Below are 12,482 nucleotides of genomic sequence, written 5' to 3'. Positions count from 1 at the left end.
TCCTTTCTAATCCATTTTCTACTATTATTTCATCCAATTGTTTCTTTTTCAAATAGCGTGCTTTCTAAGGGATAGGAAAAAGGCTTCCACTTAAGTGAAAACCCATTAAATTTAATACCATTTTAGTCTAAATATCTCTTTATCTCTTTTATTACTTCTTTCATCTCATTTACAAGGCGATTTCGTTGGCGGACAAATAATGTGCTTAGAAAAAGAAATTCTTCTGGAGACGTATTGCTCCAATAAACCGATTTCACCTTCGCTAAGCCAGGATATGGCTGAAAAGGGTCTGTATTATCATAATCATACTTACTAGAAGAAGAGAATTTAAGTCTATTCAATATCCCACCAACTGTTTTTAAAAGTTGATTATAGGAATCAACATCAGTGACTTCTTTTTCTAAAAGCTTTTCAACCATAGTTGTGACCTTTTCAAAAATAGAATGAATCATTGTAAAGTCAAAAGCCTCATCCGAATCTGCATCCAGTTCGTTAATAATCGCTTTGCTTTTACTCAAAAAGCGAATAAGGTTAACCGGTAAAAGAGAAATATTCGCTAAATAATCCACTAGCTCTATATGCATTCCAGTATCTCTCACCAATAGATTACTATCCACTTTATCTATTAAATCCTCTTCTGTATGCCACCACCAGTTTCCTCCTGGTGTTTGATAGCTTTTTTTCTGATGTGGCGGTTCGTATTTAAGCATTAAATGAATTGGGATATTCGTCCCCCAAAAAGATTGATCGGCTCCTCTAGGTAAATACTCTATCCTAGACGGCTCTCTATCTGTGTATTTACGAATGATGTTTATTAATAACTCGTGATTTTCCATCGCAGTTGATCTAGGTACTACTTCAACATTTTCTTTTGTTCCAGGAAAATCAATATTAATATGTGCTACACAGTTCTCATTAATTTCCTCCCAAAATTGATCACAATACCAAGCAGATCCTGCATATCTTCCATTCGAATGTCCTGCCCACCATGCTAGTTTAATGGTTCTTCTACTATTTTTTTTAGAAAATATCCTGGCCATTTCCAGCATAAGCGCATTTGCAGTTGCGTTATCTGTTGCTCCCTTATGCCAAGAATCATAATGACCAGAAATCAGAATATAATCCTCTGATTCACCTCGAAGAGTAGCAACCGGCAAACTCGTCTTTTTAAGCGCATTTTCTAATTTTGTTTTCACGACCGCTTCCAAAGAACCATTCTCTTTTATCCAATCAAGTAGGGTAACTCCATCCTCATAATTTATCCCAACCACCGGAATTTTTGGAAGTTGATCAATATTTTCCGATGTAGGTGTTCCCCAGATAGTTCCTACTGTTTCTTCATGGATAGCAATTTCCTTCGACGGCCATATATGAATGAGTCCAATTGCACCAGCGCGCTCTATTTTTTTTACATAATCTTCATAATAATTCCAGCTGATTATTATTTTATCTTTCATTTTTTCATAACGATCAGCTGGTCCGTTTATTCCTCTTAGTGTTTCACTATAACGATCATATAAAAGGTTACCCTTTATCCCTTTTGGAAAGTGACCGCCAAACGATCTTGCTTTCGCTATAATCACTTTTTTCTTCGCTCCACCCACATATACTTCTCCATGAATAGGATTACTAAAATACCCAACAAACTGATAACGATTATACGACACTTCATATTGCTTTAGAGTTTCTATTATATAATCTGCGGCTCTCTCCGCCTCTTCTTCTCCAGTTAACCTTTCATACTTAGTAAGTACTTGAATGTGATCATACAAAAGATCTTTATCAATTAAATCTATATACTGGCTTGTCACTTATTTTTCACCCCATTATGAATAGTGAATAACATCTGCCACGATAACAAAAATACCTCCAATAATAAGCCATACTAATAATAATGGCCAGAAAAATTTTACCCATTCTTGATATTTAATTTTGGACACTGCCAAGCTTCCCATTAACATGGCAGACGTAGGAAGGATACAATTGGATAATCCGTCTCCTAGCTGATAAGCTAAAACAGCCGTTTGTCTTGTTACATCAATCAAATCGGCTAACGGCACCATAATCGGCATCGTCGTTGCTGCCAATCCTGTTCCAGAAGTAATAAAGACATTCATGATTGTTTGGAAGAAATACATTCCTAGTACTTGAATATAGCTAGGCATGTGATCAACCATTATTGCTAGCCCGTTCACAACAGAGTCAATAACATGGCCATCCTCTAAAACGATCACAATCCCTTTCGCTAATCCGACGATGAAAGCGCCAAAGGTTATATCTTTTGCACCAGCTACAAATTCACTGGCAATTTTACTAGGGCCATATTTAGACAGAAATCCTACTATAACACCAAGGGCTAGGAAAAATGCTGCTAATTCCTGCATCCACCAACCTTTTTCCGAAACACCCCAAATCAATAGACCAAAACCAGCTAATATTACCATGATAGTTAAATAGTGGCTTATCTTCATAGATGATAAGGATGATATATCTACATTATTATGACTTTCCTCTGCTTCCAGTTGAGCAACAATACTTGAAGATGGGTTCTTTTTCACCTTTTTCGCATAACGAATAATATAATAACTAGTGGCTATTAATAGAACAACAAGGATAATAGCACGTAACCACATACCAGAAAACATTGGAATTTCGGCAATTGACTGAGCAATCCCTACATTAAAGGGATTTAGTAATCCCGCTGTAAACCCTGCTGCTGCACCCAACATAACCATCGCTGTCCCTGTTAACGCATCATATCCTAATGCTCTAGCAATCGCGATTCCAATTGGAACAAACGCCATTACCTCTGCAGACATCCCTATCGTAAATCCGCCGAATGAAAACAAGGTCAAGAAAATGGGAATAATTACGAGACCTCGATTCATAAAGGTTTTTCCGACTCTACCAGCAATCGCCTCAATTGTTCCAGTTGAATTAATAATTTGAAACACACCGCCAACAATAAAAATGAAAAAAACTGTATCACTTGCACTAACCAATCCTTGAACAACTGCTAACGGAAGATTAAATAGACTGATAGGATTCTGTTCAACATGATGATAAGAATCTTGAACAACAACGGTGTTACCTGAGCTTGCATCTTCAACTCGATCAAACTCTCCTGCTGGAAGAATATAGGTCAGAACTGCCGCAAATAATACCATCGTTAATATAATGACAAATGTATGGGGCATTTTTACTCTTTTTGGTCTCGACTGTTTAATGGAGTGCATCTGAGAGACTACTTTATTGGTTTTCAATATCTTCATCCTTTACCATTTTTTAATTTACTATTTTAGTATTTTGCTGCTTTTCCAATCTTCAAATTCACTGCGGATAGCCTGTAAATATTCACGATTGGAGCACACATCGTAAGCCGTCATAGCTAATGCTTTTGCTGCTTTATTTAACCCCTGCATACCTTCCTCTGAACCTGCTGCCTCTACAAACTCTGGTGTATGTGTGTTCGCTGAATCAGTAATTTTAATATAAGGATGAATGGTAGCTGTCACTTGGCCAACATTGCCAATATCAGAAGAGCCTATTCCCCCTTTTTTAGGTGGATCGCTTACTTCTTCATCTAGGTATTCCAAATTTTCTTTAAACATCTTGGCAAGTGCGTGATTATTATTCCTTTCCGCATAAATAAGTCCTTCTTCAATCTCTAATGCTGCACCTACTGCTTCTGCCGAATAGCGAGCGGCCGCATAGACCTTTTCTCGGACAATTTCGAGCTGCTCTACATTCTCTGCCCTTAATAAAAATTCAGCCTCACAATATGCTGGTACCACATTTGTCGCCTCTCCACCCTTTGTAATGATTCCATGGATTCTTACATCATCTTTAAAGAATTGACGTAAAGAATTGACTGCAACAAACGTATGAATTACCGCATCCAATGCACTTATTCCTAATTCAGGACTTGCAGCTGCATGAGCCGCCTTGCCATAGTATTTGAAAGTCGCATCTACACAAGCTAAGCCACCACGTAAAACCATCGATTTCTTATGGGGATGACACATCATTGCAACGTCAACTTGATCAAAAATGCCATCCTCTACCATCATAATTTTTCCACCGCCTAACTCTTCAGCAGGTGTTCCCAGTACAACAATTTTCCCTTGCAAATGAGGCACCGCCTCCTTTAACGCGATAGCCGCACCTACAGCAGATGTGCCAATGATATTATGTCCACAACCATGCCCTAATCCAGCCAATGCATCATATTCCGCAAGCAAGGCAATGGTTGGTCCTCCAGCTTCGCCTTCCCATGTTGCCCTAAATGATGTTTCCAGATTGGCAAGACCTGTTTCTATCATAAATCCAGCCTTTTTCAATGGTTCTGTAAGCCAGTTCATTGCTTGATATTCTTGGAAACTAACTTCTGGATTCTGATGGATTTTCAACGATAATTCTCGTAATTCCATATCCATTGCATCCACTTTATCGATAAGTGTCTGTTTTTCTTGAACACTTTTATTATGCATAAAATATACAACCTCCTAAATATTCTGGCTAAACAATAATGTATATACCATTTTAATTCTCTTATTAAATTAAGTAAAATTAAGCTTTTTTTTATAATCTATAAAAATTTTTTATAGATTATACAGACAAAAATATGTATTTACTTTTATTTTTATACAAAATAAAACAAAAAAGAGAATCTTAAAAGTTCTCCTCTTCTTCCTTGTTAGTACCATTAATCTATATTCATTACATATTGAACAAATGCTGCTACTGTGGCCAGACTCATCGATGCTTCACGATAATATATCCAGGTTCTTCTTTTCATTTCCTGACCATTTTTAAAAACTAGAGGACAAGAATATAAGTCATCACTCTTCTTCAGAAATACACTTGGGATAATGGCATATCCAAGTCCCTTTTTCACCATTTCCTTACAGGTTTCATAACTGTCAACTTGCATTGTTATCAATGGTGGATCACTAAACCTTTGATTCCACCAATACTCGATACTTTGCTCAAAGGGATTATAAGGACTTGTCTTATATTTAAGAAGCACTTTAGGCTCTTTTCGATTAATCATCGCCATTTGCGGAAGTTTGTGAATAGCAATTGGTTCGTTTGCAATAACACAGACATTTTCTTCATCAAGAAGATATTTAGCGTCCGGCCAATTATAATCTCCTCTAACAATCGCTACATCAATTTGCCCATCCACTAATAAATCCATCATTTCTGTACTAAATCCCGTATCTACATTTAATTGAACCTTCGGAAAATTTTTTCTATACTCTTTCAGAATAGCTGGAAGAGTATGCAATCCAAAGTGACTATTAACACCAATTTTCAAATGTCCAATCAGTTCATTTTCTATATTCAATAAAAACTCTTTTGTTTTGCGCAAATCATTCAGAATTCTTTTCGCATATTCTACCAAATATTCACCAGCTGGCGTCATTTTTATATACTTACCATTTTTCGAGAGAATTTCAACCTGAAACTCCTTTTCCAGCTGTTTAATACGATAGGTCAAAGCAGGCTGCGTCATAAACAGATGTTCCGCTGCTTTTGTTATATTTTGCTCTTTCTGTAAATAAATCAGCAGCAAGCAATCCTTCTCATTCATTTCGTACCCCCGCCCGTTTTTAAGATTATCTTCTATTTAAGCATACAGCATTCCTATTGACTAGATGCTAACAGCATATTGTTTTTCTAGAAACAACAGATTGATTCTTATAATAGGGAAACCAAATATGATAGAATGGATAAATGACTAAAATGAGTGTGAACACAGAGCTCTAAGGCTAATCAAACATCCATCATTTACTTTCAAAGTAACTTAGGAGTGTAACTTAAAATGAATAAAAAAGATATCGCAAACATCCGAAAACAATTCAAAATGAATAATGATCTACTTAGAATAACAGATATGTTTAATGTTTATGTCATGAAAGAATCAAGTGATATATTCCATTATCAAAGTCAGCCCTTTGGCATGCTTGATCAAGATCAACAAGAGTTATTTTTACATAACTTCAAGAAATTACTTGCCGGTAATTTGGATGAAAAGCTGTTTGAATTAAAGTTTCAAAGAGAAGCAGAAAATAATAGCCAGCTTATTTTACATAAAGGATTACTTAGCTCAGAAACAGAGGATTGGAAAGAGCAAATGCTACTGATGGTAGACAAGATGCTTAATAGCAGACAATATGACAAAGATATTGTCATCACATTTATTCGCGGGGAATATTTAAAGCCAAAGAAGCGCCGCAGTGAAGAGTCTGAAGAAAGTGACCGAGATACAGTTTTCTCTCATCCTTTCATTTTATGCAGTATCAACAACACCCAAGAGCCGAAAAAAGAATTGCTTTTTGATTATGTAGAGAAAGAATTTAAATACAATATTGTTGTTGACCCCATTATTAATCTGAATGCGCCAATGGGTGGATTTCTTTTCCCAAGCTTCACAGATAACGCAGCAGATGTTAATCATATTCTCTATGCTGCCGGCAAAATCCATGAGCCAGATTACCAATTTATCGAGGAAGTTCTCAACGGCGAGGAAATGATGACTGCTCAAGATGATAAAATTGTGTTTGAGGAAATCATTAAAGATGTGACTGGAGATCAATTGAGCACTTCTACTCTTTCGAATGTATACGAGGAAATTAACCGAATGATTGTCGAAAATGAAGAAGAAGAGGTTCCAAAATTAGACTCCAAAGACGTGGAACAAGTCTTAAAGATGAGCGGAGTAGAGGACATTAGTCCAGAAAAAGTCGAGTTTGCCTTCAAAAAAATTATTGATGATGATAAATATGAATTAAAAGCAAGTAATATCTTGCCAAAATTCACATCAAAATCGATTAAGATCAGCACCAAGATTGCTAACATTGCGATCAGCCCTCCTGACTTAAGATATGTGAAGCAAATCGAATTTAGCGGCAAACGCTACTTAATGATTGAAGTCGAAGAAGACACCGTAATCGAAGGATTTACAATGATTCCCGAAGCCTTCGGCGGAAATCCAGAAGAAGACTAAGATTCAAAGAGAGAGTGGGACATAAGTATTTCAACCAAATCTAACCCCCGAACAATAAAAAAATTCGTATAATTGTTTGGGTTTTTTATTTATTTTAAGAACGAAGGTTTGTGGTAATCACCCGCAGCCTGAATACACTTCGCTTTCCATGGGGCGAGCGCCAAGCCTCCTCGTTCTGCGGGGTCTTGGACTTTCTCGCAGCTCCCATAGGAGTCTACGTGTATTCAGTCTGCTCCATTTAGTTTCTTTTGAAAAAAAACTGGAACGAATTGGATTCACCACTAAATTAGAGATTGTTCGTCTTTATCCATTATTTATTTTGTTTTGTCCCACCCTCGATAAATCTAACTTACTGCTCTAGTCGCCACTAACGCCTTTATTGACTAAGTTGTTTACTTTTATGGTTTTCGCGAATAATCCTGTATAAATAAGAATAGTCCCCACCATTACAATGAAGCCAATGTAGACAGACATCATTGTTGGAATTAAGAATGCCCCGATAATAATACTAGCTCTTGCAATTAAATCTGCTCCACTAAATGATAGGTTGGAAAAAGCAGAGTATGATCCACGTTTATCGCTTGGAATCATATTTGCCTGCTCTGCATTTCGAATCGGTGAATAAATTAATTCGCCCATCGTTGCTATCAAATTAAATAAAACGAGCATATACCACGTATTCGCCGAAGTAACAGTCACATATCCAATTCCATATATAATAAGACCTGTTATTAAAGCATTCTTTTTATTCATCTTATCTGTGAACCGATTAATAATGAAAGTAAAGCAGACTACGAGCAGCATATTTTCTATATTTAATATACTTAGCATTCGTACCCCAACAATTTCAAAACTCCCAATCCTAACTGCTTCAAAAGTTTCAGCAAGGCGAATCCCAATATAACTATTTAATGAAAGTTCAGCTGCAAAAATAAAGGTGGAGCCTGTAACCACTTTTACAAAGGCTGTATCTTTAAATGCCACTTTATAATTGCTGATTAAGTCAACCAAGACATTCTTGTGCTTTTTCTGTAACTGATCTGTGAACTTGTCCTGCAGCCAAACCCCGTAGGCAATTGGAATCAATGTAGATGTGCAAGTCAGCATGATGAATAATTCTTTCTGATGATTCAAATATAAAAGTCCACCAAGTGCTGCCCCAATAGCCATCGATAAATTAACAAGCCAGTAATCGAGTGCATAAATAGCTTTTCGATTTTCTGGTGTTGTGGAATCAATAATAATCGCATGCATTGCTGGTCGCCCTAGACTGCTTGTGATAATAAATCCAACGTATGCCAAAGCAAACAAAACAATTATTTTATTGGTCGGAAATAGACTGATCGTCATGATTAAAAAGAAGAGTGCATTCAGCCAGGATGTTATCATTAAAACCTTTTTTCTGGGAAAGCGGTCAGAAATATATCCTCCCACTAAATTGATCAGAAATCCAATAACCACTGTACTGATCAAAAATAAGCCTGCCCAAATTTTGTTTAATTCCTGTGCAAAGAACAAAGCCATAAATGGCATAACTGCTGATGATACCGCCCGATTAAAGAAAGAGGTAATCATCCTAACTTTGATATTTCTCGGTAATTCCTTCCATTTCATGTTGTCTCCCCCTTGTTATTACTGTATATTAAACTAGACGAATAATTCTAAAAATAGACAATTAATAAAACAATGTCCCCTTTTAGGAGGAAAAAGAATGGATAACAAATTACTTACACTTTGGAGATATTATCCTTCTGGCAGTATTCGAATGGAGGAAATTTCTGAAACCTTGCAATTGAGCTCGAAACAAACAACACGTTATTTAAAAAAATGGATGGAAGAAGGCTGGCTATCGTTTACACCCGGACGAGGACGCGGAAACATCTCCACTTTGTTATGGAAAAAAGAGGTAGAAACTTCTTACGAGGAAGAAGTTTTAAAGCGAATTGATCTTGAACCAGTAGAACAAACAAGCAAATACTTAATGTATGATTGGTCCACAAACAGTAAAATGAGATTAATGAATAAATTTCACACAAAACTTGGCTTTGTCCAAGAGTCAAATGATAAATTAATCGTACCAAAAAGATATCCTTTCCATTCCGTCCATCCGCTTGAGGCTGGAGATGTCTTCAGTGCGCATTTAGTGGCAAATGTGTTTAATCGGCTTGTCACTCATACAGAAGATGGAAAAGTATTACCTGAAATTGCCCATAGTTGGGACAGCACTCCTACTACATTAAGACTCTATTTAAAAAAAGACATTAAATTTCATGACGGTTCTGTTTTGACAGCAAAAGATGTGGCCGAATGCCTTGAAAAACTTCGGACACATGCTTATTACAAAGATTTATGGACACCTGTTGAAAGAATTGAAGTAAAGTCTCCACTTATTCTCGATATTATTCATCCCAATGGATGCAGCTATATCCTTCCTATGCTTAGTATGATGTGTGCAAGCATCTACAGAGAGACGAATGAAAAAATATTGGGTACTGGTTACTTCATCCTGCAACAAAACAGCGATAAGAAGACAACTTTAACTGCTTTTCAAGATCATTTTCGAGAAAGGCCATTAATTGATGTAGTAGAATTCATTCAAGTTCCTGAGGATTTTAAAGGAATCTATCATTCTCCTATGGAAAAGAATACATCTTCCTCCTTCGAAGTAGAAAGTGACTCGGGTTTTGGCATTATCGTAATGAACTCCTGTAGAAATTCTGCTATCAGGCAAAAGGAAGTAAGAGATTACCTTCATTGGATTATCGTTAAAAATCGTCATACTATTGGTGACCTAAGTCCAAGACTAATACCGAATGATAAGAGTATAATAGTCGGCCAAAATCAACAGCTGACTATTTCTGAAGTAGAAAGGCCAATATTTTCTAAACCAATTGTGATAAGAGGTGCCAGACATACTGCTAATACTACACAATGGCTTGCAGAAGTATTTGCAAAAGAAAATATCCCTATAGATATCCAATGGTTTTCCTTTGCTGATATATTAACAAAGCATCCTGAGACATTAGACGTAGATCTTTTTATACATGGAGAAGTTTTTGAATTCAATCAAGATTTTTCCTTTTACCACTTTTTAATGAATGGGTTTTCCCCACTTTCTCAAATGATAGCAAATAATGAAACACTTACAAACTTAATGGATAAATATAAGGAAATACCATTTGAACAATGGACAGCTTTAAATCTAGAAATCGAAAAAGAATTGATTAATCAATCGATTATGATTCCCCTTTATTATCAAAAGCGGTATATTCCATTTTCAACCGATATAAGCAATATTAAAATTAGCCATTTTGGCTATGTGGATTTTTCAAAAGTGTGGGTTCGGCCGAAGGAATGAGTGGTATAGGAAAGAGACATTCTCAGGATTTTTTAGTACTTCTCTTTATTAACTAAGTAAAAACAACACATAGAGTTCCAAAAGATAAGGCAATATAAAAAGACGAAACTGCTGGACTCTATGGAAAGGAACTAAACAGATGAAGATTCGCTTTGGCTATGTGGCAAATGCACTAGGATTATGGGATGCAAGTCCTTCAAAGGCTTTAACCTTCTCTCGATATTCAGCACTCCCTAAACAGGAAGCCACAGAAAAGCTACTAGCTGTTACAGCTCAAAATTTAAAAAATACAAAAAGAATTCTCTACTATAATGCTGCCAATGAAATTCCATTGTACCGCTTATCCAGTTCGTTAGTGCCCTTAGCAACGCATCCAGATGTAGACTGGGATTTCATAACTCCTTTTCAAGAACAGTGGAGAGAACTTGGCCAATTAGTTAAACAATTTAAGCTGCGGGTTAGCTTTCACCCCAACCAATTTACGCTTTTTACTAGCCCTAGGGAAGAAGTAACCATAAATGCAATAAAAGATATGACCTTCCATTATAAAATGCTAGAAGCTATGGACGCCCTTGATACCAGTCTTATTAATATTCATATTGGCGGAGCCTATGGTGATAAAGATACTTCTTTGCAGAGATTCCAGCAAAACATCCAGCAACTTCCTATGGTAATTAAGAACCAGATGACCCTTGAAAATGATGATAAAACATATAATGTGAGAGAAACACTGATAACCTGTGAGCAGGAAAACATTCCCATGATTCTTGATTATCATCACCATATGGCCAATAAAGAAGATATTGACTTAGCTCTTTATTTGGAGCGCATTTTTAAAACGTGGAAAAATCATAGAATGGTTCCTAAAGTCCATATTTCCTCCCCGAAATCCACTCTGGCCTTCCGTTCTCATGCTGACTTTGTCTCATTTGATTTTGTACTTCCCTTTTTAAAAATGGCTAAAAATCTTAATCAAGATTTCGACGTTATGATAGAAGCAAAACAAAAAAATCTGGCTATGTTTAAGCTTATCGAGGACATTGCCTCTATTAGAGGAGTAAAGAGGGTTTCTGGTGGAACAATAGAATGGTAAGTGTTTCTCTACATTTTAATACAAACGAGGAGGTGTAATGGATGACGATTGTTCGACTTGGATATGTCGCAATGAGCATGATAGTAAAAAATGCATCTCCTTCAAAGACGATGACATTTAAACAGTTTCAAAAAATAGATGACCGGGATGCGGGTCTTCGTAAGCTGGAACGGATCGCCTTGCAAAATCTCCATAATACGCTTCGGCTCCTAAAACATACTGCTGCTTCCGATATCCATTTTTACCGCCTTACCTCCAGGCTAATTCCATTAGCCAATCACGAAGAGCTGCTTGATTGGGATTATATGAAACCTTTAAATGAGCCTTTAAAAGAAATAGGTGAATTTGCCAGAAAGCATCAAATTAGGCTTGATTTTCATCCTGATCACTTCGTTCTCCTTAATTCCAATCAAAAACATATATGGAAAAACTCAATTAAAACTTTAAGATTACACTATTTATTATTAAAGGGAATGGGGATTGATACAACTCATCGTTGTGTTATGCATGTGGGAGGGAATTATAAGGATACCGAAAAATCATTAGAAAGATTTATTGATAATTGGATGCTAGTCCCAAACTCTATTCAAGACATGATCATGCTTGAAAATGATGATACCTCTTTCACATTGGAAGATACTCTTTACTTATGCGAGAAACTAGGGATTCCACTTGTGTTTGATTATCATCACCATCTCTCCCATCATCATAATCCCAATTGGGAGGATAACTGGAGTCGTATTCTTCAAACATGGAGTACATCTCCATTACCAATTAAAATGCATATTTCCAGTCCCAAGGATGAAAAGCACTTCCGTCATCATGCCGATTATATTGATATAGATATGTTTTTCTATTTCCTAAACCGAATAAAAGGAAGCATTCCTGTTATCGATTGCATGATAGAAGCTAAAAAGAAGGATGAGGCCCTTTTTAAGTTAATAGAAGAAGTGAGCATTAGAAACGATGTAGAAATGATTGATGGCTCTTCTTTCCGTCTTAAGTAAAGGAAAGAAGAG

The 12,482-nt window shown here is 36.3% G+C and carries 9 protein-coding genes; 4 read left to right on the top strand and 5 right to left on the bottom strand.

Annotation, left to right across the window (positions count from 1 at the left end; genetic code table 11):
• Positions 1–122 precede the first annotated feature (122 nt).
• The 4 genes from NST77_RS23645 to NST77_RS23630 all read right to left on the bottom strand — a co-directional run bounded on the left by NST77_RS23645 (position 123) and on the right by NST77_RS23630 (position 5,596).
• Positions 123–1,811 (bottom strand): M28 family peptidase, encoded by a 1,689-nt coding sequence (locus NST77_RS23645; RefSeq protein WP_163187707.1) that lies wholly within the window; start codon positions 1,809–1,811, stop codon positions 123–125.
• Positions 1,812–1,826: 15 nt separating this feature from the next.
• Positions 1,827–3,263, bottom strand: coding sequence for a YfcC family protein (locus tag NST77_RS23640; RefSeq protein ID WP_235973260.1), 1,437 nt, complete (start codon positions 3,261–3,263; stop codon positions 1,827–1,829).
• A 30-nt stretch (positions 3,264–3,293) separates the two neighbouring features.
• The gene (locus NST77_RS23635) at positions 3,294–4,490 is read right to left on the bottom strand and encodes a M20 family metallopeptidase (RefSeq protein WP_095333009.1); all 1,197 of its coding nucleotides are present in this window, start codon (positions 4,488–4,490) and stop codon (positions 3,294–3,296) included.
• Positions 4,491–4,705: 215 nt separating this feature from the next.
• Positions 4,706–5,596, bottom strand: a complete 891-nt coding sequence (locus NST77_RS23630) for a LysR family transcriptional regulator (RefSeq protein WP_095333007.1) — start codon at positions 5,594–5,596, stop codon at positions 4,706–4,708.
• Positions 5,597–5,827: 231 nt separating this feature from the next.
• On the opposite strand from NST77_RS23630, the gene NST77_RS23625 reads away from it, so the two are divergent.
• Positions 5,828–7,012, top strand: coding sequence for a DUF4317 domain-containing protein (locus tag NST77_RS23625; protein ID WP_095333005.1), 1,185 nt, complete (start codon positions 5,828–5,830; stop codon positions 7,010–7,012).
• A gap of 357 nt (positions 7,013–7,369) precedes the next feature.
• Here NST77_RS23625 and NST77_RS23620 read toward each other — a convergent pair whose 3' ends face one another.
• Complete coding sequence (locus tag NST77_RS23620; RefSeq protein ID WP_341123666.1) at positions 7,370–8,626, bottom strand: MDR family MFS transporter; 1,257 nt, start codon at positions 8,624–8,626, stop codon at positions 7,370–7,372.
• A gap of 97 nt (positions 8,627–8,723) precedes the next feature.
• Between NST77_RS23620 and NST77_RS23615 the strand changes: the two genes are divergently transcribed.
• The 3 genes from NST77_RS23615 (at position 8,724) to uvsE (NST77_RS23605) (ending at position 12,470) form a co-directional block, all read left to right on the top strand.
• Positions 8,724–10,370 carry an ABC transporter substrate-binding protein gene (locus NST77_RS23615; RefSeq protein WP_095332996.1) on the top strand — a complete coding sequence of 549 codons (1,647 nt, stop codon included), beginning with the start codon at positions 8,724–8,726 and terminating at the stop codon, positions 10,368–10,370.
• A gap of 139 nt (positions 10,371–10,509) precedes the next feature.
• Positions 10,510–11,463, top strand: a complete 954-nt coding sequence (uvsE, locus tag NST77_RS23610) for a UV DNA damage repair endonuclease UvsE (RefSeq protein WP_095332994.1) — start codon at positions 10,510–10,512, stop codon at positions 11,461–11,463.
• A gap of 41 nt (positions 11,464–11,504) precedes the next feature.
• Positions 11,505–12,470, top strand: a complete 966-nt coding sequence (gene uvsE / locus NST77_RS23605) for a UV DNA damage repair endonuclease UvsE (RefSeq protein ID WP_123258821.1) — start codon at positions 11,505–11,507, stop codon at positions 12,468–12,470.
• Positions 12,471–12,482 lie beyond the last annotated feature (12 nt).

This window comes from Niallia sp. FSL W8-0177, assembly GCF_038006285.1.
GTDB lineage: Bacteria > Bacillota > Bacilli > Bacillales > Cytobacillaceae > Niallia > Niallia circulans_A.
The sequence above is the reverse complement of the archived record's forward strand: the minus strand, read 5'-3'. Positions and strand labels throughout refer to the sequence as shown.